Source organism: Bacillus sp. TE8-1, assembly GCF_008368855.1.
GTDB lineage: Bacteria > Bacillota > Bacilli > Bacillales > Bacillaceae_G > Bacillus_A > Bacillus_A cereus.
Genome location: NZ_QPET01000015.1, coordinates 1 through 26202, shown reverse-complemented (window position 1 = coordinate 26202; position 26202 = coordinate 1). Strand labels below are relative to the sequence as shown.

The window sequence follows — 26202 nt, the reverse complement described above, 5'->3', positions numbered from 1 at the left end:
ATATAGTATAATATAAAAAGAAAGAATATTCTGTCCGTTCTGAAAGAGGAGGTTATTACATCATGGAGAAACGAGGGAAGGTATGGCTAGCTGTTAGTGGTTTAGTAGCTACAAAAGATGGTAGGTGGCTATTTGTTAAGAAGAAATACAGTGGATTAAAAGGGAAATGGTCTTTACCAGCTGGTTTTGTAAATGAAGGTGAGACGGTTGATGAAGCTGTGAAACGCGAAGTGTTAGAAGAGACAGGCATTGTCGCTCATGTGAAGGGGATCATTGGTGTTCGATCGGGTGTTATTCGTAATGAGATTAGTGATAATATGATTATTTTTCTTTTGGAGCCTGAAGGAGAAAATATTATTATACAGGAGAAAGAATTGTCTGAAGTGGCGTTCTTACATCCGGATAAGATTGTAGACGATCCGAATACGTCTGTGCTTATTAAATATTTGTTAGAAGGAAGATCAGAACTACATCTTGAAGTGGACAAAACATTAAATCCAGGCGAACCATTTGGTTATACAGCTTATCACGTATTTACGGCACGTGCGAAGGAGAGGGGAAAAGAGTGAGTATACCGGTACTACTTATTTCAATGATGTTATTCTTTATTTTGTTCTTTGGAATTGGATTTTTACTCAACATGATTTTGCGAGCTACTTGGGTAATGGTTATTGTGTATCCGATTGTTTGTATGCTTATTATTAATAAAGCGAGTATGTGGGATTATTTTTCAAGACCGAAAGAAACATTTTCTTCATTTGGGACAAGTGTATCGCACTTAGGACAAGCAGACGTATTTATTCTATCTACTGGATTAGTAGGGGCTGCTTTAGCAGGAGTCGTAATCAAGAAACTTCGGAAAAGCGGATATCAAATGTTTTAATCTCCAATTAAGTTGGAGATTATTTTTTTGCATATTCCTTCATGGTATAGGGAATGATTAACGATGAAGGAGTGTGGAATATAAAAATGTTAAAACGATATTGTATTCGCATTATGATGACTTGTTTACTTGCAATTGCATTATGCGTAACATGGAATGCTTTCACAGGAGTTTCTTTATTAGAGATTGTAAAGAAGTATGAGGGAACGAGTGCAAAAGAAGTACATGCAGCAGAAGTTAAGAGAAATGTTGCTCCGAGTAAAGAAGTGATAAATGCTTTAGAGCAGGCAAACGACTGGTCTAAATATCGTTCAATTGAAATGACTGCAACAGGTTATACGTCGGGAATTGAGTCAACTGGTAAGAGGCCGGGACATCCGGAGTATGGTATTACATATTCAGGTGTTAAGGCGAAAAGGGATTTATATTCCACAATCGCAGCAGACTTACGCGTATTCCCAATTGGAACAATTTTATTCGTACCAGGTTATGGGTATGGTGTAGTAGCTGATAAGGGCGGTGCAATAAAAGGAAACCGTCTTGATCTATATTATGATACGGTGAAAGATGTTTATAGCCAATGGGGTAAGAAAAAAGTAAATGTGTACGTAGTAAAAGTAGGAAATGGTAAGTTTACAGAAGAAGAGTTAACGATGTTAAATCAAGACGAAACGATGCAAGTGTTTCGTGGTCAATATTTAAAACAAAGATAGTCTAGTCGTAATTACGCTAGACTTTTTTTCTTGGCTTATTTCATAATGGAGGGGATTTTACACGACATATAACTGTAGTTAGAATTGTCGCATTTTATCGAAAATAAAGTTATAATGGTGTTAGAGAAATTTAGGGGGTCTGAACATGTTTCAAGTACAAAAAGAATTAGCAGGTCACGAAGCAGTAATTGTCGCTTTATTTGAAGAAGAGAAAATGAGTAGTTTTGTACAAGAACTGGACAAAGCGTTTGAAGGACAATTACAAGTTTTACTAGAAGAGAAAGAATTATCTACGAAGAAAAAGGCCATTTCGAAAGTACATAGCTTAGGAAAAACAAATGTGAAACGTTATTACTTTGTTGGTTTAGGCAAGAAAGAGTCTTACACGACAGAAACGTTACGTGCGGCTCTTGGTAAGGCATTTAAAACACTGCAAGCAGCAAAAGTACAAGATGCAGCAATCTTACTTGATTCTTTCGTAACAGAGAAATTAGACGCGATTGATGTCGCTCATATTGCAGCAGAGGTACAAGGCCTTGGTACATATGAATTACAAACGTATAAATCAGATAAAAAGGATCGTGTAGAGTTAGAGAAGTTCACGGCTATTACAGCGGAAGATGCACAAGAAATTGAAGCCGCATTAACAGTTGGCTACGTACATGGACGTGCAACAAATTCAGCTCGTACACTTGTAAATATGCCGCCAAACGTATTAACAGCGACAAAGCTTGCTGAGTATGCTGTTGAATTAGCGGAGAAGTATGATATGGACTATAAAGTTCTTGAGAAAGAAGAGATGGAAGATCTTGGTATGGGTGCGTTACTTGCAGTAAACCAAGGTAGTGTAGAGCCACCAAAAATGATTGCTCTTATTTATAAAGGAAAAGAAGAGTGGACAGATGTCATTGGATTCGTTGGAAAAGGTATTACATACGATACAGGTGGTTATTCTTTAAAACCACGTGAAGGCATGGTCGGTATGAAAGGTGATATGGGCGGTGCAGCTGCTGTATTAGGTGCGATGGAAATTATCGGTGAACTTCGCCCAGAACAAAATGTGATCGCTGTTATTCCTTCAACTGATAACGTTGTAAGTGGTACGGCATTTAAGCCAGACGATGTAATTACATCTATGAGCGGAAAAACAATTGAAGTATTAAATACGGATGCAGAAGGTCGTCTAGCTTTAGCTGACGGTATCACGTATGCGAAAAAACTTGGTGCAAACTACCTTGTTGATGTTGCAACATTAACAGGCGGTGTAATTGTTGCGCTTGGAAACTATACGACAGGCGCAATGACAAATAATGAAGAGTTATTTGAGCAAGTGCTAGAGGCTTCTATGGAAACAGATGAGCCAATTTGGCAACTACCGATTTTTGATCGTGATAAAGAACGCGTTCGAAACAGTAAGTTTGCTGATTTAAATAACTCACCAGGCCGTGAAGGACATGCGGTTATGGCAGGTACATTCTTAGGCGAATTCGCTGAAGATACACCGTGGGTACACTTAGATATCGCTGGAACATCAGAAACAAAAGGCGCGCACGACTTAGGTCCAGCTGGAGCAACTGGTGCAATGGTACGTACACTTGCAACACTTGTGGAGCGCTTCGGAGAAGAATAAGAGTATAAGTGAAGACTGTTCCAATATTTTGGAACAGTCTTCTTTTTATAGGTTTGTTTACCCCGCTATTTGCCGGGTAGTAAGACTCGCACCCCAAAATTCAGCGAAAGCAAAGCAGTTAGGTGGGGTTGTTGGTAAAAGCCCGATTGGTGAGGGCTGATTAAAGTTTCACTTTATAAAGAAATCGTATACAAAATCCCGTTTAAAGCAAAAGAAGTACGGCCCGTTTCTTCAGAGACAACTAATATAAGTGCATCACTCTTTTCTGATAAGCCAATTGCAGCTCTGTGACGTGTTCCTAGCTCAGGATCAACTTCTGTACTTTTCGTTAAAGGAAGAATATTAGCAGCTGAGACAATATGATTATTTTTTACGAGAACGGCACCGTCATGAAGAGGGTTACCTGGATAAAATATTGATTCGAGTAATGGTGCAGTTAAATGAGCGTTTAATGTCGTTCCAGTTTGAATGAGAGCTTCAAGCGTCTCGTTTCGTTCCACAACGATAAGAGCACCATGTTTTCTGGCGCTTAAATGTTGGATAGCTGTCGTAATAAAAGATGAACTTTCCGTATAAGGTGATAAATATGCCTGAATGTAGTATGTAGCTGCCAATGTTTGTACATTTGCTAACATATGATGAATATCTTCCATTTTGCATAAAATACATTCGTCTTCTTTATCGATTGCGTTCCTCATAATCGATAGTTCTTTTTCAGCAATTTCAATCATTTGCTTTGTTTGTATTTTGAGCTCTTCTGACAAGCCCCATTCGTGCATAATCCTCATTCCCTTTAGTGGAGTATTTAACAATAGTGTATACAAATATTCCTAGTAAAATCCTACTAGATTTTATAAAATATTGAGATACAGCATGTTTTTTTCATATAATAAAGGTATGACGAGCGAGAGGAGAGAGAAGAATGAATTGGAAACAAGAATTTAGTCGCTGGCTTTCTTACGCACAATTAGATGCAGAATTAAAAGAACAGCTAGAAAATATGAAGCAAGATGAGAAGAAAATCGAGGATAGCTTTTATAAAAATCTAGAGTTTGGCACAGGTGGTATGCGTGGTGAACTTGGTGCTGGTACGAACCGTTTAAACGTATATACAGTTCGTAAAGCAACAAAAGGATTAGCAAGCTTTATTGAAAAATTAGGTGAGGAAGCGAAAAAACGCGGTGTTGTTGTAGCCTATGATTCTCGTCATAAATCACCTGAGTTCGCAATGGAAGTTGCTGCTACACTTGGGGCACGCGGTATCACAACATATGTGTTTGAAAGCTTACGTCCAACGCCAGTACTTTCTTTCGCAGTTCGTCATTTACATACAGTAAGTGGAATCGTTCTTACGGCAAGCCATAATCCACCTGAATATAACGGATACAAAGTATATGGTGAAGATGGTGGACAGTTACCTCCAAAAGAAGCAGATGAGTTAATTAGCTACGTAAATGCAGTAGAAGATGAATTAACAGTTGAAGTCGCTGATGTAGAGCAATTAAAAGCTGACGGTTTATTACATATTATTGGACAAGAAGTAGATGATGCATATGCTGCAGAATTGAACAATGTCATCATTAATAAAGAAATGGTGCAAAAGGTTGGTAAAGACTTAAAAATCGTCTTTACACCATTACACGGAACATCAAATATTTCTGTACGCCGTGGTTTAAAAGAAGTTGGATTTACAGATGTAACAGTTGTAAAAGAGCAAGAGTTACCAGATCCAAACTTCTCTACAGTAAAATCACCGAACCCAGAAGAGCACGCAGCGTTTGAGTATGCCATTCGTGACGGTGAAAAGGTAGGCGCAGATGTATTAATCGCAACTGATCCTGACGCAGATCGTCTAGGTGTAGCGGTGCGCAATCATAATGGTGAGTTCCAAGTATTAACAGGAAACCAAACAGGTGCATTAATGCTTGATTACTTACTATCTCAAAAGAAAGAAAACGGAACGCTTCCGGAGAACGGTGTCGTATTAAAAACAATCGTAACGTCTGAGATTGGCCGTACAATTGCGAAAGCATACGGTTTAGATACAGTTGATACGTTAACTGGATTTAAATTTATCGGTGAGAAAATTAGGCAGTATGAAGAAAGCGGACAATATGAATTCCAATTCGGTTATGAGGAAAGCTATGGTTATTTAATCCGCCCATTCTGCCGTGATAAAGATGCAGTACAATCTGTCCTATTTGCATGTGAAGTAGCTGCATACTACAAATCACAAGGGAAAACGTTATATGACGGTCTATTAGAAGTATTTGAGAAATACGGCTTCTTCCGTGAAGACCTTGTATCGTTAACGTTAAAAGGAAAAGATGGAGCGGAAAAAATCCAAGAGATGATGGCAACGTTCCGTGAGAATCCTCCGAAAGAAGTAGCGGGCTTAACAGTCGTAGCAGTGGAAGACTATAAAGCAAGCATCGTTACATCTTTACAAGATGGACATAAAGAAGAGATTCACTTACCGAAATCAAATGTGTTAAAATATCAATTAGAGGATGGTTCATGGTTCTGCCTACGTCCATCTGGAACTGAGCCGAAGATTAAGTTTTACTTTGGTGTAAAAGATAGTTCTTTACAAAATAGTGAACAAAAGTTACTTACTATTAAAGAAGACATTATGAATCGTTTATAATACAAAGTAATTTTAAGTAGTAAGGAACAAAAGGGAGCGAAATCTCCCTTTTGTTTTATGTAGGAAATAATTGCTATTGATTCCGACAGGAGAGAGGGTATTTTGTGATGAAAAAAGTAAGAAAAGCGATAATCCCAGCAGCTGGATTAGGAACACGTTTTTTACCAGCAACGAAAGCAATGCCGAAAGAAATGTTACCGATAGTAGATAAACCAACGATCCAATACATTGTAGAAGAAGCAGTGAAATCGGGTATCGAAGATATTATTATCGTTACTGGTAAAACAAAGCGTTCTATTGAAGATCATTTTGATAATGCATTTGAACTAGAACAAAACTTATTAGAGAAGAAAAAATATGAGTTGCTTGAAAAAGTACAAGCTTCTTCAAAAATGGTAGATATTCATTATATCCGTCAAAAAGAGCCGAAGGGACTAGGGCATGCTGTTTGGTGTGCGCGTAAATTCATTGGTGATGAGCCGTTTGCAGTGTTACTAGGTGATGATATTGTCCAAGCTGAGAAACCGTGTTTACGTCAATTAATGGATGAGTATGAAAAAACACTTTCTTCTGTTATTGGTGTACAAACTGTTCCAGAGTCGGAAACACATCGCTATGGAATTATCGATCCATTAGAACAAGAAGGTCGTCGTTACCAAGTTCGCAATTTCGTTGAGAAACCAGCACAAGGTACAGCTCCTTCAAACTTAGCAATTATGGGCCGTTACATTTTAACGCCTGAAATCTTTATGTTCTTAGAACAGCAACATGTCGGTGCTGGTGGTGAAATTCAATTAACAGATGCAATCCAAAGCTTAAATGAAATCCAACGTGTATTTGCTTACGATTTCGAAGGAAAGCGCTACGACGTAGGTGAAAAGCTAGGATTCGTTCAAACGACAATTGAAATGGCCCTGCAACACCCAGAATTACGTGATGACATGGTTGCAATGATGAAGAAAATTTTAGAAGAACAAGCGAATCAAGAGTCATAATAAAAAATGAGTTATTTCAGTATACTGAAATAACTCATTTTTTTATTATGAAACGTCGCACAGCATAGTATATGCGAGGTGCGATAATAGCACCGATAATTGTAAATGCAATATCTTTTACTGCAAACCACATCATAATCATCCAAGCAGCTTTATAGCTCATATTACCGCCCATAAAGATATTGACTGCTCCGTACATGTAAGTAGTACCGATTATATAAGTTAAAATAATTCCAGTGAAAGAGGCAATTGCAAATGTAATGAAAGTTGGTCTTTCTTTTTGTTCTACTAGTTTTCCTGATACGTAAGCAACAATAATAAAGGCGATAATAAAACCACCAGTAGGATCTAAAAGTGCTCCAAATCCAGCTTTGAAGTTAGCGAAGATTGGTGCGCCGGCTAAGCCAACGAGCATATATACAGTCATGGATAAGGCACCAAGTCTACTTCCAAGAAGAAGACCTGCTAAAATTGCGAAAAATGGTTGCATAGATAATGGGATGCCTGCTACTTGTAAGAAAGGTGCCCAAGATACAATATTTGCACCGATGGCCATAAGAGCAACGAACATGGCAGCTAATGCTAAATCTAAAACATGAAATCTTCTCATAATGTTAACCTCCTGTTGTTTTTAGGTTAACATTATCGTAGCGAAAATATTTACTTGTTGTCAATCAAAATATTTTGATAAGAAGGCTTTAAATAGTCTCTTAGCAACGTATATGGAATACGAAATTGCGGAATTCCACTTGAATAGGGAGCAATCTCATATAAAGGGAAATAAATGACGAGATTGTCTGGCTCTAAAAAGAAGTGAAATTTTTTCATACTCATTACTTTTTCAGTTGCATCAGGAAAATAAATGCTTTCATTTTGTTTAATTTGTCGTACAATCTCTGCACGGATTACATCTTTATATTTATCCTTTTGTTGAAATAAATCGTCTAAGTGCAGCACCTTTTTTTCGTTTAAATCAAATGTATTTGCCTTCCACGTATAAAGACCGTGTGCTCCGCCAGTATATTGATAGTAATTCACATATAGGCTAAGAAAAGGTGGTTTGTTTAAAGAGACTTTATAATCAACATTTGCTACGTACGGATGAAAGGGTGTAATAGATCCTTCTGTCTCTTTATAATATTTTTTTGCTTCTTTTTCTAATTTGTTTTTAAATTTGTCAGTGGATTTTTTGTAGTATAAATTGAGTTTATTTTGAAATTTAGAATCAGAAAAGTTGTGAAAAGAAGGCCTATTTATTTGATATTCTATATAAGGTTTCTTACCTTTTTGCGTTACAGTCTTAACATCGATTGTCAGGTTAGATGCTTTGGCTGTTATTGCACAATTTGGTACAATAGTCAGCAAGGAGAACATAAGCAGTAATATACAAAATTTCTGTTTCATTTAGGTGAAGCCTCCTTATATAAGTGTTATAAGTAGTTTGAAAATAAATAGGTAAAATTATACATTTAATTAAAGTAAGAGAAGGGGGAAGCGATATGGCAAAAACTTTAATGGATTCACTTGGAATTGAGTTGTTAGAGATGACAGAAGATAAGGTAGTTGCTACGATGCCTGTTGATGAGCGTACGCATCAACCGTTTGGATTTTTACATGGAGGTGCATCGGTTGCATTAGCGGAAACAGTGGCAAGTGTTGGTTCATATAATTTAATTGATCAAGAAAAATGTATTTGTTTCGGATTAGAAATTAATGCAAACCACATTCGCTCAAAGAAAGATGGAATTGTAACAGCGATCGGAACACCGATACATAGAGGACAATCGACAATGGTTTGGGATGTTCGTATTATTGATGAAAATGATGATTTACTATGTATATCAAGATGTACAGTAGCAATTAAAGAAAAACGTGAAAAGTAAAAAAGAGGCGCTCTTATGAGCAGCCTCTTTTTCTTATAATTAGAACTGGATTTTCTTCTCTAAGAAACCTTTTAGTTCGCTAATTGGCATACGAACTTGTTCCATTGTGTCACGGTCACGTACTGTAACAGCTTTGTCTTCAACTGAGTCGAAGTCGTATGTGATACAGAATGGTGTACCGATTTCGTCTTGACGACGGTAACGTTTACCGATAGAACCAGTTTCATCAAAGTCTACCATGAAGTCTTTAGCTAATTCTGCGAATACTTCAGTAGCACCTTCAGATAGCTTCTTAGATAATGGTAAGATAGCTGCTTTGTATGGTGCTAAAGCAGGGTGGAAACGAAGAACTGTACGAGAATCGTTTTCTAATTGCTCTTCTTCATATGCATCACATAAGAATGCTAATGTTACGCGGTCTGCGCCTAAAGATGGCTCGATGCAGTATGGCACGTAACGCTCATTCGTTTGTGGATCAATATAGTTAAAGTCTTCGTTTGAATGTTCCATGTGACGTTTTAAGTCGAAGTCTGTACGAGATGCAACGCCCCAAAGTTCGCCCCAACCGAATGGGAATTTGAATTCAATGTCAGTTGTTGCATTACTGTAGTGAGATAACTCTTCTTCACCGTGGTCACGAAGACGCATGCTCTCTTCAGACATACCAAGTGAAAGTAACCAGTTTTTACAAGTTTCACGCCAGAATGCAAACCACTCTAAATCTTCACCAGGCTTACAGAAGAATTCAAGTTCCATTTGTTCGAATTCACGTGTACGGAATGTGAAGTTACCAGGCGTGATTTCGTTACGGAAACTCTTACCGATTTGGCCGATACCAAATGGAAGCTTTTTACGCATAGAGCGTTGAACGTTTTTGAAGTTTACGAAAATACCTTGTGCTGTTTCAGGACGAAGGAAGATTTCGTTTGTGCTAGACTCTGTAACACCTTGGAATGTTTTGAACATTAAGTTGAACTGACGGATTTCAGTGAATTCTTCACTACCGCAATCAGGACATTTTACTTCATGTTCTTTCATTAAGTCAGCCATTTGGTCGAAAGTAAGACCGTCAACAACCATTTCGATGCCTTTTGCATCTAAAGCATCTTCAATTAATTTGTCAGCACGGTGACGAGCTTTACATTTTTTACAGTCAATCATTGGATCGTTGAAGTTACCAACGTGACCAGAAGCGATCCAAGTTTTAGGGTTCATTAAAATAGCTGCGTCTAAACCAACGTTGTGTGGAGATTCTTGAATGAATTTTTTCCACCAAGCTTTTTTAACGTTATTTTTTAATTCGATTCCAAGTGGACCGTAATCCCAAGTGTTTGCAAGACCACCGTAAATTTCAGAACCAGGGAAAACAAAACCGCGATGTTTCGCTAAGTTTACAACTTGTTCCATTGAATACATAAGAAAATCCTCCTTTTGAAAGTTAACGTATTGGCGATGACATACTCTGATACTTTGGAAATGAGCAGTATATGCTAAAAAGAACATAAAAAAACGCTCATCCCAAGGCTTATTTGCCTAGGGACGAGCGTTTGCCCGCGGTTCCACCCTAGTTGATACACAAAAGGTGCATCCACTTTATCATGTATTGCTCGGGACTGCCGTTTCCTTGCGGCTTCAGGCTTTCACTATCCCTGAATCGCTTTTTATGCAAGTACTTATAAGTCCGTCATCGCTACTTATATTAATAATAATGAACATATTCTAACACGTTCTTTTTTAAATCTCAATAGAGGAACGCGTCTATCTATGATAGAGTCTCGCCTATTTTTTCATTATTTATTCCGTAATTTTCTTTAATATGCTTAATTGCTTCACGCTTACTTAATGGAGCGAGCTCATTGTTTTGAACGTATTCCCAAACTACATCCGGATTTGTTTTTGCATATTCACGAAGGACCCAGCCAATCGCTTTTTGAATGAAAAATTCTTTTGAAGAATGTAGTTGTCCAATAATCCAGAAAAGAAGTTCTTCATCCATCTTTTGTTTATATTTTAGTTGGAATAAAATAGCGGCACGTTGTAACCATATGTTATCTGATGCAATCCATTTTGGAATATAGGCAGAAATTAATTCTGGATGTTTTAAAAAGATATCGCCTAAAAATGTAGGGACGATGCTATCGACAGAGTCCCACCAAGATTTTGTGACAATCAGTTCTTCTAAGAAGGGGATATGAGTTTCGTTTATATGCTTTTTATATTTTTGCATCATATCAAGTGCGGCCGCTTGGAATTCACGTTCTGGCAAGTCCCAAAGCTCACGTATGATAATTTGGAAGTCTTTTTGATCTGGGAGAGTATGTATTTGAATGATGTCTTTTAATAATTGGCGTCTTTCCGGTGTTTGAATACCTAGAAATGGGAAGTGATTTTTCATATAACGAGCCATAGGTTCTGCTTTTTCAGGATTTTGATGAGCTGTGAAATGCTCTTGTAATGCTTTTACAAATGGATGCATAAGTGTTGCTCCTCTCTTATTCTCTTTCTTCTCTTATTATACAAAGAGTTTGGATAAATTTTAAAACATAACTTGCAATGTAATGAAATATGTTGAAAGTAGAGAGGAGAGGATAAGATGGAGGATCAAGGCGTATTAGCAGGTTTCTTTGCTCTTAGTTTTGCGTTTATTCTTGTTATATTGATTTGGGCAATTATTTCATATTTGTTAACGGCTTTTGCACTTTATTCGATGGCGAAAAATGATGGTGCAACGGACGGGGTGCTTGCGTTTATTCCGTTTTTGAATAGTAAGACATGGGGTGACTTAGCGAAAGATAAATTACCAGATTTTTTGAAAGAAGAGGCAGGGTGGAAAGTATTCGGTATATACGTTGCATGTTTTATTTTTAATTTCGTACCAATTATAAGTTTACTAGCAACAGCTGTATCGATTGTATTGTCCATTTATCTTATCTACGCTATTTTAGACAGATACGGAACGAACTCTATATTATTTACGATTATTCATGTAATCACATTTTCGGTGTTCTTACCGATTCATTTATTTATTATTCGGAATGAACCGGTGAGATATAAAGAGTAGATTTTTCGTTTTGTTGATAAGTCGATATATTTTAGATATAAGTAAAAAAGCGCCCTGATTATCAGAGCGCTTTTTTTACTACATAAGGTAGCGTAAATAAATATAAATGTGAGAAATGATTAATGAAACGATCATAATTGGGAAACCGACTTTTAGGAAGTCCATGTAACTAAATTTATGTCCTTCGCGGCTCGCTATACCTGCAACGATTACGTTAGCAGAAGCTCCGATTAATGTTCCGTTTCCGCCCAGACAAGCACCTAGTGCTAATGCCCACCATAATACATCGATTTGTGCGTCAGATGGTGATAAGCCTAGCCCAACTGCCATATCGTTAATAAGTGGAATCATTGTTGCAACGAATGGGATGTTATCAATTGTTGCAGAGGCGATACCAGATACCCATAAAATAAGGATGGATGCGTAAGAAATATCTCCGCCTGTTATACCAATTACTTTTTGAGCTAACATTTTGATAAGACCGATATCGATAAGTCCTCCAACAAGTACGAATAGCCCTGCGAAGAAGAAGATTGTTACCCATTCTACGCTTGCAAATACTTCTTCAATTTCATGCTCTTTCACACCAATTAACATAAGTACAGTAGCACCAGTTAAGGCGATAATAGCGGCATCGATATGGAAAATAGAATGAGTCATGAAACCTACAATTGTAAGTCCAAGTACCGTTAAAGATTTTTTCATTAATACTGGATCTTTAATGTATTGTTTTTCATCTAAGCTCATTAATTTTTTAACTTGTACAGGATCAGCAATTAATTGTTTGCGATACATGAAGTAAAGTATTATCGCTGTAACTGCAATAATAATAATTACGATTGGTGCTAGATTCAATAGGAAAGCATTGAAGTCTAAATGCTTATTTGCAGAACCAATCATAATATTAGGTGGATCACCAATTAATGTTGCTGTTCCTCCTATATTTGAAAAAATAATTTCAGAAAGTAAATAAGGAACAGGATTTACTTGCAGTATGCGCGTAATAGATAAAGTAACTGGAACAACAAGAAGTACAGTTGTAACGTTATCTAAAAATGCGGAGCCAAGCGCGGTAAGTAGGGAAAGGGAAATTAAAATTTTAATTGGATTTCCTTGTGCCCCTTTTGCTGCTTTAATGGCAACGTATTGGAAAACACCTGATTTACTCGTAATGTTCACCAAAATCATCATACCGATGAGTAGCGTAATCGTTCCCCATTCAATATGTTTCGTAAAGGCGTTATGTAAATCGACGACCCCCACAATTACCATGAATGCTGCACCGAGAAGTGCGATGACAGCGCGATTAATTTTTTCAGAAATAATAATGGCATATGTAATTAAAAAGACTGCGATAGCAAAATAATACTGCCAGTTAGCGAGTTCTTGCGTTGTTTCGTGCAAAGATCTCATCTCCTTTCATTCATTTTTCTTAGTGTGTCAAATATTAACTAGATGAAACACACATAACGTCATTATAAAGTAGAAAAACTGCGGATGTAAATGAAAGGAGAGATTTTGTCATATTTTCTGCATAGGTCATTTTTTCTTATTTTTTAAAATATTTGTGGGCATTTGACATATATATAAGATACATCCAATCTGAATATTTAAAATGGAATTAGCATTCGAGCTTGTTCGTGTAGGAGTGTCAAATAGAAAGGAATGACAAAAATGATAAGGAAGGGATCGTATGGATGAACAACGATTTTTATTTTTAGACTTTGAGTTTACGATGCCCCAGCATAGAAAGAAACCGAAAGGATTTTTTCCAGAGATTATTGAGGTAGGACTCGTTTCAGTTGCTGGCTGTAAGGTAGAAGATACGTATTCATCACATGTCAGGCCGAAAACATTTCCCTCTTTAACGGATCGATGTAAGAAGTTTTTGGGAATAAAACAAGAAGTCGTAGATAAAGGGATTTCATTTCCTGAACTCGTTAAGAAGCTTGCAGAATACGAAACGAAATGTAAACCGACAATTGTAACGTGGGGAAATATGGATATGAAAGTGCTGAAGCATAATTGTGAGATGGCAGGGATAGCTTTTCCATTCTTCGGACAGTGTCGTGATTTATCGCTTGAGTATAAGAAGTTTTTTGGAGAAAGAAATCAAACAGGATTATGGAAAGCAATTGAGGCGTATGGAAAAGTAGGGACAGGGAAGCATCATTGTGCGCTTGATGATGCGATGACGACGTACAATATTTTTAAACTAGTAGAAAAAGATAAAGAGTATTTAGTAAAGCCAGCACCTCCAACATTAGGAGAACTCGTTGATTTTTCAAAAGTGTTAAAGAAAGTGAGCACACAGTAACGACCAAATTGCACATTATGTAATTTGGTCGTTTTGTTTTTTAGAGTTTGTAGTCTTTCTTTAACTGTTGTAATGTTTCTAGACTACGCTCTGCAAAAGGTGAATCATCTTCAAAAAATGAATTCATTTGAGTTTCTAATGCTAATTTTAGTGACTCGGTATAATCCGGAATTTCTCCCTCATATTTTTTCACCATTTGCTCTGGAATGTTCGTCTGTTCACGGAAAGCTAAAGCGCGTCTTTCATGGAAAAATGGTACGTCAGCTTGTTTTACGTTATGTAAGTCACCTTGCACCGGATGTTTTAAAACAGCTAATACTTTTACGACGTAACTGCCAGGGCGGCTATTTGTAACTTCGCCAATGTATTTTCCTGTTTTATAAATACCAGTAACGATTTCGCCAATTTCAAATGTTTCTCTCATATTTTTCACCTCAAGTTTATAGTAAGGAAAGTAGGAGAAGGAGTCAAAGAAATCATTTGCTTTCAGAACGCCCCTTGAGAATATGGATAGGTTCCACTATAATTTAAAATGATATAACAGAAAATTCTGATGTTTTATAAATCCTATAATAAGGAGTGTTCTATATGATGCCTTTATATTTTCCGGAAGATAAAACAGAATATATTATTCCAGGGATTGTTTGCGTTCTATTTATTATCGGTGCTATTGCCACGTGGCGCATGTTTATTCGTGTATCAAAAAGAGAAGCAGAGCGATTGCAGAAAGTTGAAGAAAAACTATTAGCTGAAAAGAAACAGTAATGCATTTTTGTATGTTTCCCTCTATGCTCGGACAATCTAAGGGCAGAATATATTTTGGAGGGAATAAAATGAAGAAACGGCTTTTTTTCAGTTGTTGTTTATTATTTCTGATGGCAGGTTGTGACCAAGGAAAGCCGAAAGAAATTGAAGTGAAATTACATAATGCTTCAGGAGATGAAGTAGGGACTGCGAAAGTAGTTCAGCAAACAAGTGGAGTGAAAATTACGATTAAAGGGGAAGGTTTCACGCCAGGCCCGCACGGACTACATGTACACGAAATTGGAGAGTGTAAAGCACCTCGTTTTGAATCAGCTGGAAATCATTTTAATCCAGATGATAAAAAACATGGTCTTCTTAATCCGAAGGGTGCAGAAAACGGTGATTTACCGAACGTAGTTGCAGATGGTTCTGGAAAGATTAAGGCGGAAATTAATGCCCCACACATCACACTTGAAGAAGGAAAAACGACGATTCATAGAAAAGATGGAGCGTCTATTATTATTACAGAAAACCCTGATGATGGTATGACTCAACCGACAGGTAAATCAGGGGATCGAATTGCTTGTGGCGTAATTGTAAAAAAAGCATCGGATATGAAGAAAAAGTAAAAGCTACCGTGAATGGTAGCTTTCTTTGTGAAATGTAATTGAAAATATATCAGCGATTATTGGAATATATCGACCGTAACTTGAAATATATCGACTTACCGACAAAATATGACAAAGGAGTCTGTCCAAGAATCATTAGGGGACAGACTCCTTTCTTATTATGAAAACGTATGGCGCAGTCTATTTAAAATTTCTTCTAAAACAGATCTTGGACAGCCGATGTTAATTCGAATATGTTCTTCGCCGCCTAATCCGTACTTCTCACCAGGTTCAACAATGATTTTTCCTTTTTCCTCAAGTAATGCAGTACGCTCGTTTTGAGAAAGCTTTAGACGAGAACAATCAATCCATAATAAAAAGCTACCTTCTGGCTTCGTTACGGAAAGAGCAGGTATGTGAGTTTTAATATATTCACAAGCAAATTGAGCATTATCTTCTATATATAATCGAATTTCGTTTAGCCAATCGTTACATTCTGTATAGGCACTTTGCATCGCTGTATAAGCGAAGATATTTAATCCGTGGAAGCCTTGTCTATATTGGATAGATGTAAAGGCTTGACGCAGTTTTTCGTTAGGAATGATAATAATCGATGCTTGTAATCCAGCGATATTAAATGTTTTACTTGGAGCCATACAAGTAATCGTGCGAGCTGCTAATTCTTCAGATAAAGAAGCGAATGGTGTATGTGTATGATCTGCGTAAATAATATCGGAATGAATTTCATCCGCCACAACGATTACGTTATATTTAGTACATAACGATCCGAGCTGCAAAAGCTCCTCTTTCGTCCAAACGCGCCCGATTGGGTTATGAGGGCTACAAAGAAGCATGAGTTTGATGCCTTGCTGAAACTGCTTTTCTAAATGCTTGAAGTCTATCACATATGTATCATTTTGTTTCTGTAATGGACTCACGTATAACTGTCTGTTGTTTGTTGTGACCATTTCGAAGAATGGAGGATAAATAGGTGGTTGTACGAGAACGGATTCGTTTTCTTTTGTGAAAGCCTGTATGCTCGTACTAAGAGCTGGAACGATTCCGGCGCTAAAGACAATCCATTCTTTTTGAATATCCCAGTCGTATTGTTGTCTTGTCCAGTTACAAATAATATTCCCAATATTTTCGGGAGGAAGTGTATAGCCAAAAATCGGATGTTCGATTCGTTGTTTTAAGGCAGTTTGAATTGGTTTTGGTACTTCAAAATCCATATCAGCAATCCAAGCATGGATAAGTTCTTCGTTTTTATATGTATCCCATTTTATACTATGCGTTCCACGTCGATTGATTGCTTTATGAAATAGTTGCATAAGTTTGCTCCCTTCTTCTGTAAAACCAATAAGTTATGAAAGTTCTCTCTCTTCTTATAGAATAGCTGATGTGATAGGATAAAGAAAAGTATTAAAAAGTGAAAAGGCGGGAAGCGAATGGGTACATATGAAAAGATGATAGAGGTTGTGAAGAATTGGGATCCGTTTCAAATGGGACCGGAGTTTTATGAAACAGAAGCGAGCGATGTTGTGAACGTCGCAAGTGTGTTTGATGATTCAAAATACATCGCAAAGAAGATTCAACATATATACTTTATGTCTTTTGAGGAAGTACCTGCGCTTGAAAAATGTGAGAAGTTAGCTGTGGAATTACTTGTAATAAAAGAAGGCGGAAGTTGTTCATTGTAGGCTGTCGGAATTTCCGACAGCCTTTTTTATATTATCCCGCTATTTGCTGGGGAGTAAGACCCTCACCTCAAAATTCAACGGAAGCAAAGAAGTTAGGTGGGGGCTGATTAAAGTTTCATTTTATTGCGCGGAAAAAGCGATAATTTCTTCATAAACATGTTCAGGCTTTTCTTCAGGTAGTAAATGTCCTGTATTTTCATAAGAAATAAATTTTGAATTCGGTAAATCTTTGTGTAGACGATGACCTACATGTACAGGGACGACGCGGTCTTTTTCACCCCAAATGAGTAGGATAGGTGTTTCAATTTTTTGTAATTCAGTTGAAGATAAGTCACCTTCACGGTCTCGTATCATGCGAGTTAAAGCGGGAAATATACGGTTGTCATAAAAAGGAGCGGAGTAACCTTTTTTCATTTCATCGTCAATTAATGAGTGATCATGAACGACATTCATTAAGTTATGAACAATGCCGCGTCTAATAATCCAGTTCTTTACGTATAAATGAAAGAACGGTAAATAAGAAGAGTATAGTAAAGGTAAGGTTGCGCGCGCTAAATAGCTCGAGCTACATAGTAAAATCGTCTTTGAAATGAGTTCAGGACGTATACGGTTTACATAGAGAGAAATTTGCCCACCCATAGAATGCCCAACTAATACAATGTTTGAGAGAGATAAATGTTCAATTAAATCAATAATAATCGTTGCTAAATTGTGATAAGAATACTTAAACAGATGAGACTTATCACTTTTTCCGAACGGTGGTAAATCAAGAGCAATGACTGTTCCTTCCTTCGCTAGTAAAGGAATGAGACGGCGGTAACTGAATGAGGAAGATAAAAAGCCGTGAACGAGTACGAAAGTAGGGCGTTCTGTTTTATTATCATGTTCATACAATTCGTAATGAACAGTAGTGCCGCGAGTGGAAAAAGTGAAATAAGGACAAGTATATTTATGATTCATTTTTTGTCACTCCATTGATTTTTGTTCATATCATCTCCAAGGAAGAAGAAAATATGTTAACAAAAAAAGGCAAGATGACGATGTCATCTTGCCTTTCGTTTATTCAGTATTACCCGCGCACAATATTAGGCGGTGTTTTTCCTTGTAATCCTGCAACTAAATTTTCAGCGGCGGTCATGGCCATTTGCTGACGAGTTTTTAATGTTGCAGATCCGATGTGCGGTAAAGTCACAACATTTTGTAATGATAAGAGTGGATTATCTTTTTGAATTGGCTCTTGTGTAAAAGTATCGATGCCTGCTGCAAAGATTTTCTTTTCTGTTAAAGCATGGATTAACGCTTCTTCATCTACTGTTTTCCCCCGAGAAGCATTAATGAAGATTGCTGTTTCTTTCATTAATGAAAATTCCTTTTCTCCGATAAGGTGATATGTTTCATCTGTTAATGGAGTAAGAAGAACAATAAAGTCAGACTGCTTCAGTAGCGTCTGTAAATCACAATATGTAGCATCGAATTTTTGTTCAGCTTCTTCTTTACGACGGCGGTTATAGTAAAGAACATTCATATCAAATCCGAATTTTGCTCGTTTTGCAACGGCTTCTCCAATTCGGCCCATACCGATAATACCAATTGTGCTATGGTGTACATCTAGTCCGAAGTGTTCTTTTCCGATTTCAGCGTTCCATTCACCATTTTTTACGTAAGAATCGAGTTCGCAAACGCGGCGCCCAGCTGATAGCATAAGGGCGAAAACGAGATCAGCTACTGTATCATCTAATACATATGGTGTATTCGTTCCGATAACCTTTCGATTTTTCATCGCTTGTAAATCAAAATTATCGTAACCAACAGAAATGTTGCTCACTACTTTTAAGTTAGGAGCCACTGTCAGTAATTCTTCATTAATAGCAGATCCAAAATTTAATAACCCATCTTTATCTTGTATTTTCTCTAATAGAACATCACGAGGTACTTTCTCATTTTGATCCCATTTTTCATAATCACAGTGTTCTGATAAATAGTTTTCTACAAATGTCGGAACTGGTTCAGCAATATAAATTTTTGGTTTCACGGTTCCATCCCCTTTCGCTTTATCACGCATTTTTCCACTGATTAAAGTTTCACTTTATTTTGACATAATTCAATAGAAAAATCTTCTTTTCAAACTGGAAAGGGTATTTGTATAATTTAGACACAAACGAAAAGGAAGGATGATTTATATGGTGACAGAAAAAGAATTAGAATTATTAGCTTGTCTTGAAAAGAGTAGTCGATTATCTGTAGATACATTAGCGAAGCTGTTAAATATAGAAGTAGAAGAAGTAAAGAAGATGGTTGCGAGATTAGAAAATGAAAAGATTATTGTGGATTATGTAACACATATCGATTGGACGAAAGTGAAAGAACATACAGGTTTAACGGCAATGATCGATGTGAAAGTTACGCCAAAGCACGGCGTTGGGTTTGATGCGGTTGCTGAGCAAATTTATCGTTATTCAGAAGTGAAATCCGTTTATTTAATGTCAGGGACATATGATCTTTCTATTACATTAGAAGGTAAAACGATGGGGGAAGTAGCGATGTTTGTTTCTGAGAAATTAGCAACAATTGAATCTGTCGTTTCTACAACTACTCATTTCATTTTGAAGAAGTATAAACATGAGGGCGTTATTTATGAAAAAGACGATGATGATAAGCGAATTGTGGTGACACCATGAAGCAATTTGAACTATCTAGATCAGCAGAATCTTTAAAACCATCTGGTATTCGAAAATTTTTTGATTTAGCAGCAAATATGAAAGGTGTTATTTCCCTCGGGGTAGGAGAGCCGGATTTTGTTACTCCTTGGAATGTAAGGCAAGCATGTATTCGTTCTTTGGAACAAGGGTATACGTCATATACAGCAAATGCAGGATTATTGGAGCTCCGTCAAGAAATAGCAAAGTATCTAAAAAAACAATTTGCAGTATCTTATGATCCAAGTGATGAAATCATTGTTACAGTTGGAGCGAGCCAGGCGTTAGATGTAGCGATGCGTGCCATTATAAATCCTGATGATGAAGTGCTCATTGTTGAACCAAGCTTCGTTTCTTATGCACCACTTGTGACATTAGCTGGAGGAGTTCCTGTTCCTGTGGCGACTAAGCTAGAAAACGAGTTTAAAGTACAACCAGAACAAATTGAAGCAGCTATTACAGCGAAAACAAAGGCGATTTTACTTTGTTCACCAAATAACCCGACAGGTGCAATGCTAAATAAATTCGAGCTTGAAGAAATAGCAGTGATTGTTGAGAAGTACAATCTAATTGTATTATCTGATGAAATTTATGCAGAGCTTGTATACGACGAAGCATATACAAGTTTCGCGAGTATTAAAAATATGCGCGAGCATACGATTTTAATTTCAGGATTTTCAAAAGGATTTGCGATGACAGGATGGCGTCTCGGTATGATTGCAGCTCCTGTTCAGTTTTCAGAATTGATGCTCAAAATTCACCAATATTCCATGATGTGTGCACCGACGATGTCTCAGTTCGCAGCACTTGAAGCGTTACGTGCGGGGAATGATGAAGTAATTCGGATGAGAGATAGTTATAAGAAGCGTCGTAATTTTATGACGACATCTTTCAATGAAATGGGCTTAACGTGTCATGTGCCGGGCGGAGCATTTTATGTTTTCCCTTCTATATCTTCAACAGGATTATCTTCAGCGGAATTTGCAGAACAGTTATTGCTGGAAGAAAAAGTAGCTGTTGTCCCTGGTAGCGTATTTGGCGAAAGTGGTGAAGGGTTTATTCGTTGTTCTTATGCGACGTCGCTTGAACAACTTATGGAAGCAATGAAGAGAATGGAACGGTTTGTTGAAAATAAAAAAAGGACAAAACGTAATACGTTTTGTCCATAAAAGGGGGGGAATACTAGAAAGCCATGTGTTAGTAGTCTATCCCAATATTGGAGAATTATACTTCTTTAAGGGAAATTTTTCATGAATTTTGAATGAGTTCTGTCATAGTGGTATAATTTACTAATATAAGGTATGCACATTCTAGATATTGTTATCTAGAATGTGTACTAACCAATCGGATATTTAAAATAAATATATCTGCTTTGCTCTCTATAATTGTAGAGAGAATGGTAAACGTATGGGAGTGTTTCATATGTCAGAACAATATACAACAGGAGTGGTTGTAACAGGGAAAGTGACTGGAATTCAAGATTACGGTGCGTTTGTAGCGTTAGATGCAGAAACACAAGGACTTGTGCATATATCTGAAATTACAAATGGATATGTAAAGGATATTCATGACTTTTTAAAGGTCGGCGATACAGTAGAAGTAAAGGTACTTTCAATTGATGAAGAGCACAGAAAAATGAGTTTATCGTTAAAAGCGGCGAAAAGAAAACAAGGAAGGATTCTTATACCGAACCCATCTGAAAACGGATTTAATACGCTGCGAGAAAAGTTGGCAGAATGGATTGAAGAGTCCGAGTTAACAAAGTAAAAGAGGAACGCATATGAGCGTTCCTCTTTTACTTTATCTTATGATATATATTTGCAAATATGATTGCATGCAATCATATTCGTATGTCGGAGGTGAAAGGACATACTGATTATCGAATTTCGTTTGTTTCTGGGTGCGTACCAAGATTTTCAGATGGTTTAAACAGTAAACCAAGGTTGATAAGCCCAGATATACCAACGATGCCGTAAATAATACGTGCAAGAGCTGAATTTTGTCCACCGAAAATGGCTGCTACTAAGTCAAACTGGAAAAACCCGATTAGTCCCCAGTTCACAGCGCCAATTACAGTAAAGACTAATGCGATACGTTGTAAAGTACTCATGAAAAAGCCCCCCTTAATTGTGAAGCATGAGCAAGCGATGAGTTAATTAACTCTTTTATAGAATGGGGTAGTTATGTTGTTTTTATACATAAAAAATGTTTGAAAGAAGATGTATATACATCTATACCGAAAAATGCGAATTTTTATGCAAAAAATGAACTTTTTCTAAAAAATATATATTGGTTACGTTTACAATGTTTGAATCGCTTGATTTACAACTTCAGTTTCGCTAAAGTGAATACAGAAATACATATCCATAATTGGAGGGAAAAAGATGAGTACACATGTAACGTTCGACTATTCTAAAGCGTTATCCTTCATCGGTGAACATGAAATCACTTATTTACGTGATGCAGTGAAAGTAACACATCACGCAATCCACGAAAAAACTGGAGCTGGGAACGATTTCCTTGGGTGGGTAGACCTTCCGCTTCAATATGACAAAGAAGAATTCGCTCGCATTCAAAAATGCGCAGAAAAAATTAAAAATGACTCTGACATTTTACTTGTTGTAGGTATTGGTGGTTCTTACCTAGGAGCACGCGCAGCAATCGAAATGTTAAACCATTCTTTCTACAATACGCTTTCTAAAGAACAACGTAAAACTCCACAAGTGCTATTTGTTGGACAAAACATTAGCTCCACTTACATGAAAGATTTAATGGACGTATTAGAAGGTAAAGACTTCTCTATTAACGTTATTTCCAAATCAGGTACAACAACAGAACCAGCACTAGCATTCCGTATCTTCCGTAAGTTATTAGAAGAAAAGTATGGAAAAGAAGAAGCTCGCAAACGTATTTATGCAACTACAGATAAAGCGCGTGGTGCATTAAAAACATTAGCTGATAACGAAGGTTACGAAACATTTGTTATTCCAGATGATGTTGGAGGTCGTTTCTCTGTATTAACGCCAGTTGGTTTATTACCAATCGCAGTAAGTGGCTTAAATATTGAAGAGATGATGAAAGGTGCAGCTGCTGGTCATGATGACTTCGGAACATCAGAACTAGAAGAAAATCCAGCTTACCAATACGCAGTAGTTCGTAACGCTTTATACAATAAAGGAAAAACAATTGAAATGCTTGTTAACTATGAGCCAGCACTTCAATACTTCGCTGAGTGGTGGAAACAGTTATTTGGTGAAAGTGAAGGAAAAGATCAAAAAGGTATTTTCCCATCTTCAGCAAACTTCTCAACTGATTTACACTCATTAGGTCAATACGTTCAAGAAGGGCGTCGTGACTTATTTGAAACAGTTCTTAAAGTAGGTAAATCTACACATGAACTAACAATCGAATCAGAAGAAAACGATTTAGACGGATTAAACTACCTTGCTGGTGAAACTGTAGACTTCGTAAACACAAAAGCATACGAAGGTACATTACTTGCACATAGCGACGGGGGAGTACCAAACTTAATCGTAAATATTCCTGAATTAAATGAGTACACATTCGGTTACCTTGTATACTTCTTCGAAAAAGCATGTGCGATGAGCGGCTACTTATTAGGCGTGAATCCATTTGACCAACCTGGAGTAGAAGCATACAAGAAAAACATGTTTGCTTTACTTGGTAAACCAGGATTTGAAGAATTAAAAGCAGAATTAGAAGAGCGTTTAAAATAATAAAAAGCGACCGGATTCCGGTCGCTTTTTATTATTTTATCGAAAAGTTCATCAGTATATTCAAACTAAAGTGGGTATGCTAAAGGAAAAGTCTAGGAGGGATGGGCTTGATTCCGATTCAATCAAATTTAGAAGGACGTACATATGCGTTATATAAGTTAGAAGAGATTATGAAACCACTTGGATATAGCATTGGTGGTAATTGGGATTATGATAAAGGATGCTTCGATTACAAAATTGATGAAGAAGATGGGTATCAATTTTTAAGAGTTCCATTTACAGCCATTGATGGAGAACTAGATGTACCAGGCGTAATAGTTCGTCTTGGAACGCCGTATATTCTTTCGCACGTATATCAAGACGAACTAGATGATAATGTGAATACTTTAACAGCTGGAACAAGTGGAATGGATCAATTTGCTGAGCCGAAAGATCCAGATGGAGATGTGAAAAGAAAATATATCAATATTGGGAAAGTGCTCATGCAAGAATTAGAGCGTCATTTTACTAATGGTGAATAACAATGAGTATGTCGCTTTCAATGAGAACAAAGGAATGAACTGGATTAATCATATATTGTTCGTCGCGCTTTATACCTAGTAAGAGAATGTTTTGCTTTAAAAGAGTATAGCTACAATTGGCAAAAGTTTGTCCGGTGCAGGATGGGGGAAGCTCCATCAGTTGTAATTTATTATCAGAGATTTCGTCGTAAAGTGAAAATAGTACACCTGAAATGGAAGGGAATAAAAGAGAAGCGGTAAATACATAGCTCGTTAATTTATTTCCTTCTATAATTTCTGACACGCCAGCTCTCGTTGCATTTTGTATTTGTTCAGAAGTAAGAAGTTCAGCGATGCAGTGAATGTTTGGGTTGAGCCCTTTTGCAGTTAAAATATTTAAAATGGACTGTGTATCCGCTGAGCTTTCGTTTTTTTCTTTATCAGCTGTTATTAATATGGTGTGTGCCGTTGCAATATTGGCCTTTAATAAAGTTTGATCGTGATGCGGACAACCTTTTATAAATTCTAAATGATGAAATGGTTTTGGGAGTAAAGAAAGTGTTTCATCAATTAAAACGATATCAAGGTTTGGTTGTAATACGTGCATTTGCTTTACAACATGTTTTGCGCGCTCATTCCAGCCAACGATAATCATATGACCGTTAGAAGTAGCGGCTTCTTCACCTTTAATTTTCATATATTGTTTATTAATCATTTCAGTAGCAAACAGCACCATATAATAAGAACAAAAGCCAGTTCCTAATAAAATAATACTTATACCTATTAGTTTTCCTATCGTTGTATGGGGAGCAAAGTCGCCATATCCAACTGTAAAAATGGTAACGATTGACCACCAAATTCCGTCAAACCATGTAGTGAAATGAAAAGGTTCTAATCTATGTATAAGAAAACCGGAAAAAGCAGTCAGTACAATAATAAAACAAATTAAACGAAAAATAATGGAATCACGAAATGTATCTACTAAATTCGGACGGGATTTCAATTGCCTATTCCTCCTTACTTTGTAGGACTACATTCATTGTTGCCATTATAGAAAAAAGAAAAACTCTCTAATTAAAGAGAGTTTGTTTTACGTTACATACTTTCCACTTCAGTTTGTTGGACACTTTCAAGATGCTGGAGAGCATAGTAAACATCAGCAGTATGTCTTTTTTGATCAATGGACAGTTTAAGATGTAAATAGTGAGAACCGTTTTCTAATGTTTTAAGCTTCATATTCTTAACTTTTATATCCATTTCTTTTATTTCTTCAATTACGATTGGGATATTGTCCATATTTCGTACAACAAGTTTCACAGCGATATCACGTTGACGAAATGATCTAGGGCCTACATATTTCATCGCGAGTGGTATAAGTTCGACACTAATCATAAGGAAACACATTCCGAATATCGCTTCAATATAGAATCCGGCCCCAACAGCAATACCAATACCAGAAGCACCCCAGATCATAGCGGCAGTCGTGAGCCCTGCAATGCTATCGTTGCCTCTTCTTAAAATTACGCCAGCACCTAAAAAACCAATTCCTGATACAATTTGAGCGGCAAGTCGAAGTGGATCCATATTCATATGATCGGTATGTGGTAAGTTATAAGCTGCTTTAATAGAAACAATCGTTAGGAGGCAACTAATAATAGAAATAACTAAACACGTTTTTAAACCAAGTGGTTTCCGTTTTAATTCACGTTCTAAACCAATGGCAAATCCTAAAATAGCCGAGAGACCTAGTTTGATTAATAAATCGGTATAGTCCATATATATTCCTCCCTGTATGATATGCTATATGAATAAAACGCTTATTATAGAAAGAAACGTCTTTTGATAGAGTAACTTTATATAAAATATATGTAGGAATTGCTCATACATGAAAGAGATATTTCGTTTAAGTATATGATATAAAAAAAGAAATGTGGGCAGTTTTAAAAAAAGTTTATAAAAGGTGTTGCATTTCATTTTTCACCATGATATATTAATAACCGTCGCTGATGCGGAAACGCAGAAAACGACAAAAAAGAAATTAAAAAACTTAGTTGACATCGAAAAACGAAGATGTTAACATAAGGAAGT

At 36.8% G+C, this 26202-nt stretch carries 30 protein-coding genes; 17 read left to right on the top strand and 13 right to left on the bottom strand.

Annotated features, from left to right (window positions below; genetic code table 11):
- Positions 1 to 62 precede the first annotated feature (62 nt).
- The 4 genes from DN404_RS15865 to pepA all read left to right on the top strand — a co-directional run bounded on the left by DN404_RS15865 (position 63) and on the right by pepA (position 3226).
- Entirely contained in the window at positions 63 to 569 is a 507-nt protein-coding gene (locus tag DN404_RS15865; RefSeq protein WP_000415315.1) for an NUDIX hydrolase, read from the top strand.
- Entirely contained in the window at positions 566 to 883 is a 318-nt protein-coding gene (locus tag DN404_RS15860) for a YuiB family protein (RefSeq protein ID WP_086388951.1), read from the top strand. Before DN404_RS15865 ends, DN404_RS15860 begins: the two co-directional genes overlap by 4 nt.
- 86 nt (positions 884 to 969) lie before the next feature.
- Positions 970 to 1596 (top strand): 3D domain-containing protein, encoded by a 627-nt coding sequence (locus DN404_RS15855; RefSeq protein WP_006922360.1) that lies wholly within the window; start codon positions 970 to 972, stop codon positions 1594 to 1596.
- A 145-nt stretch (positions 1597 to 1741) separates the two neighbouring features.
- On the top strand, positions 1742 to 3226 hold the full coding sequence (gene pepA / locus DN404_RS15850; protein WP_000487944.1) for a cytosol aminopeptidase: 1485 nt from the start codon (positions 1742 to 1744) through the stop codon (positions 3224 to 3226).
- Positions 3227 to 3399: 173 nt separating this feature from the next.
- On the opposite strand, the gene cdaS is transcribed toward pepA, so the two are convergent.
- Complete coding sequence (gene cdaS, locus DN404_RS15845) at positions 3400 to 4005, bottom strand: sporulation-specific diadenylate cyclase CdaS (RefSeq protein ID WP_000545252.1); 606 nt, start codon at positions 4003 to 4005, stop codon at positions 3400 to 3402.
- Positions 4006 to 4148: 143 nt separating this feature from the next.
- On the opposite strand from cdaS, the gene DN404_RS15840 reads away from it, so the two are divergent.
- Positions 4149 to 5873, top strand: coding sequence for a phospho-sugar mutase (locus DN404_RS15840; protein WP_001104221.1), 1725 nt, complete (start codon positions 4149 to 4151; stop codon positions 5871 to 5873).
- Between the two features lie 107 nt (positions 5874 to 5980).
- Positions 5981 to 6868 (top strand): UTP--glucose-1-phosphate uridylyltransferase GalU, encoded by an 888-nt coding sequence (gene galU, locus DN404_RS15835; RefSeq protein WP_002097988.1) that lies wholly within the window; start codon positions 5981 to 5983, stop codon positions 6866 to 6868.
- Between the two features lie 34 nt (positions 6869 to 6902).
- On the opposite strand, the gene DN404_RS15830 is transcribed toward galU, so the two are convergent.
- The gene (locus DN404_RS15830) at positions 6903 to 7478 is read right to left on the bottom strand and encodes a biotin transporter BioY (protein ID WP_149215206.1); all 576 of its coding nucleotides are present in this window, start codon (positions 7476 to 7478) and stop codon (positions 6903 to 6905) included.
- A gap of 50 nt (positions 7479 to 7528) precedes the next feature.
- Positions 7529 to 8272: a DUF3298 and DUF4163 domain-containing protein gene (locus tag DN404_RS15825; protein WP_149215205.1), complete on the bottom strand. Its 744-nt coding sequence runs from the start codon at positions 8270 to 8272 to the stop codon at positions 7529 to 7531.
- A gap of 95 nt (positions 8273 to 8367) precedes the next feature.
- Here DN404_RS15825 and DN404_RS15820 point away from each other — a divergent pair, with 95 nt between their 5' ends.
- Positions 8368 to 8751: a hotdog fold thioesterase gene (locus tag DN404_RS15820; protein WP_001140612.1), complete on the top strand. Its 384-nt coding sequence runs from the start codon at positions 8368 to 8370 to the stop codon at positions 8749 to 8751.
- Between the two features lie 39 nt (positions 8752 to 8790).
- Here DN404_RS15820 and DN404_RS15815 read toward each other — a convergent pair whose 3' ends face one another.
- Together DN404_RS15815 and DN404_RS15810 are read right to left on the bottom strand one after the other, a co-directional pair.
- The gene (locus tag DN404_RS15815; protein WP_000287147.1) at positions 8791 to 10167 is read right to left on the bottom strand and encodes a glycine--tRNA ligase; all 1377 of its coding nucleotides are present in this window, start codon (positions 10165 to 10167) and stop codon (positions 8791 to 8793) included.
- A 346-nt stretch (positions 10168 to 10513) separates the two neighbouring features.
- The gene (locus tag DN404_RS15810; protein ID WP_149215204.1) at positions 10514 to 11227 is read right to left on the bottom strand and encodes a DNA alkylation repair protein; all 714 of its coding nucleotides are present in this window, start codon (positions 11225 to 11227) and stop codon (positions 10514 to 10516) included.
- Between the two features lie 117 nt (positions 11228 to 11344).
- Here DN404_RS15810 and DN404_RS15805 point away from each other — a divergent pair, with 117 nt between their 5' ends.
- Positions 11345 to 11812 (top strand): hypothetical protein, encoded by a 468-nt coding sequence (locus DN404_RS15805; protein WP_000390061.1) that lies wholly within the window; start codon positions 11345 to 11347, stop codon positions 11810 to 11812.
- A 78-nt stretch (positions 11813 to 11890) separates the two neighbouring features.
- On the opposite strand, the gene DN404_RS15800 is transcribed toward DN404_RS15805, so the two are convergent.
- Entirely contained in the window at positions 11891 to 13216 is a 1326-nt protein-coding gene (locus DN404_RS15800) for an ArsB/NhaD family transporter (protein WP_000545207.1), read from the bottom strand.
- A 289-nt stretch (positions 13217 to 13505) separates the two neighbouring features.
- Here DN404_RS15800 and kapD point away from each other — a divergent pair, with 289 nt between their 5' ends.
- On the top strand, positions 13506 to 14129 hold the full coding sequence (kapD, locus tag DN404_RS15795) for a 3'-5' exonuclease KapD (protein ID WP_000344356.1): 624 nt from the start codon (positions 13506 to 13508) through the stop codon (positions 14127 to 14129).
- 40 nt (positions 14130 to 14169) lie between these two features.
- On the opposite strand, the gene kapB is transcribed toward kapD, so the two are convergent.
- Entirely contained in the window at positions 14170 to 14553 is a 384-nt protein-coding gene (gene kapB / locus DN404_RS15790) for a kinase-associated lipoprotein KapB (protein ID WP_001209342.1), read from the bottom strand.
- A 164-nt stretch (positions 14554 to 14717) separates the two neighbouring features.
- On the opposite strand from kapB, the gene DN404_RS30570 reads away from it, so the two are divergent.
- Positions 14718 to 14894 carry a hypothetical protein gene (locus DN404_RS30570; protein ID WP_000982757.1) on the top strand — a complete coding sequence of 59 codons (177 nt, stop codon included), beginning with the start codon at positions 14718 to 14720 and terminating at the stop codon, positions 14892 to 14894.
- Between the two features lie 68 nt (positions 14895 to 14962).
- Positions 14963 to 15502, top strand: coding sequence for a superoxide dismutase [Cu-Zn] (gene sodC, locus DN404_RS15785; RefSeq protein ID WP_006922350.1), 540 nt, complete (start codon positions 14963 to 14965; stop codon positions 15500 to 15502).
- A 158-nt stretch (positions 15503 to 15660) separates the two neighbouring features.
- Here the strand turns inward: sodC and DN404_RS15780 are convergent, their stop codons facing one another.
- Positions 15661 to 16812 (bottom strand): MalY/PatB family protein, encoded by a 1152-nt coding sequence (locus DN404_RS15780; protein ID WP_149215203.1) that lies wholly within the window; start codon positions 16810 to 16812, stop codon positions 15661 to 15663.
- A 117-nt stretch (positions 16813 to 16929) separates the two neighbouring features.
- Between DN404_RS15780 and DN404_RS15775 the strand changes: the two genes are divergently transcribed.
- On the top strand, positions 16930 to 17181 hold the full coding sequence (locus DN404_RS15775) for a YugE family protein (RefSeq protein WP_000537636.1): 252 nt from the start codon (positions 16930 to 16932) through the stop codon (positions 17179 to 17181).
- Positions 17182 to 17301: 120 nt separating this feature from the next.
- Here DN404_RS15775 and DN404_RS15770 read toward each other — a convergent pair whose 3' ends face one another.
- Positions 17302 to 18141 carry an alpha/beta fold hydrolase gene (locus DN404_RS15770; RefSeq protein WP_001015860.1) on the bottom strand — a complete coding sequence of 280 codons (840 nt, stop codon included), beginning with the start codon at positions 18139 to 18141 and terminating at the stop codon, positions 17302 to 17304.
- A gap of 109 nt (positions 18142 to 18250) precedes the next feature.
- Positions 18251 to 19243, bottom strand: a complete 993-nt coding sequence (locus DN404_RS15765; protein ID WP_002041993.1) for a 2-hydroxyacid dehydrogenase — start codon at positions 19241 to 19243, stop codon at positions 18251 to 18253.
- 118 nt (positions 19244 to 19361) lie between these two features.
- On the opposite strand from DN404_RS15765, the gene DN404_RS15760 reads away from it, so the two are divergent.
- From DN404_RS15760 to yugI, 3 genes are all read left to right on the top strand, one after another.
- Positions 19362 to 19859, top strand: a complete 498-nt coding sequence (locus DN404_RS15760) for an Lrp/AsnC family transcriptional regulator (protein ID WP_000255696.1) — start codon at positions 19362 to 19364, stop codon at positions 19857 to 19859.
- On the top strand, positions 19856 to 21046 hold the full coding sequence (locus DN404_RS15755; protein WP_000808534.1) for an aminotransferase: 1191 nt from the start codon (positions 19856 to 19858) through the stop codon (positions 21044 to 21046). Before DN404_RS15760 ends, DN404_RS15755 begins: the two co-directional genes overlap by 4 nt.
- 253 nt (positions 21047 to 21299) lie before the next feature.
- A complete protein-coding gene (gene yugI / locus DN404_RS15750; protein ID WP_000003764.1) occupies positions 21300 to 21644 on the top strand; it encodes a S1 domain-containing post-transcriptional regulator GSP13 in 345 nt (114 codons plus the stop codon).
- 109 nt (positions 21645 to 21753) lie between these two features.
- Here the strand turns inward: yugI and DN404_RS15745 are convergent, their stop codons facing one another.
- Positions 21754 to 21987: a DUF378 domain-containing protein gene (locus tag DN404_RS15745; RefSeq protein WP_000105788.1), complete on the bottom strand. Its 234-nt coding sequence runs from the start codon at positions 21985 to 21987 to the stop codon at positions 21754 to 21756.
- A 274-nt stretch (positions 21988 to 22261) separates the two neighbouring features.
- Here DN404_RS15745 and DN404_RS15735 point away from each other — a divergent pair, with 274 nt between their 5' ends.
- Positions 22262 to 23614: a glucose-6-phosphate isomerase gene (locus tag DN404_RS15735; RefSeq protein WP_000103654.1), complete on the top strand. Its 1353-nt coding sequence runs from the start codon at positions 22262 to 22264 to the stop codon at positions 23612 to 23614.
- Positions 23615 to 23721: 107 nt separating this feature from the next.
- Complete coding sequence (locus tag DN404_RS15730) at positions 23722 to 24135, top strand: YugN-like family protein (protein ID WP_000612334.1); 414 nt, start codon at positions 23722 to 23724, stop codon at positions 24133 to 24135.
- Here the strand turns inward: DN404_RS15730 and DN404_RS15725 are convergent.
- Both DN404_RS15725 and DN404_RS15720 read right to left on the bottom strand, forming a co-directional pair.
- Positions 24122 to 25117 (bottom strand): potassium channel family protein, encoded by a 996-nt coding sequence (locus tag DN404_RS15725; protein WP_149215202.1) that lies wholly within the window; start codon positions 25115 to 25117, stop codon positions 24122 to 24124. The genes DN404_RS15730 and DN404_RS15725 overlap by 14 nt on opposite strands.
- Positions 25118 to 25209: 92 nt before the next feature.
- Entirely contained in the window at positions 25210 to 25890 is a 681-nt protein-coding gene (locus tag DN404_RS15720) for an MgtC/SapB family protein (protein WP_000386676.1), read from the bottom strand.
- Positions 25891 to 26202: the final 312 nt, after the last annotated feature.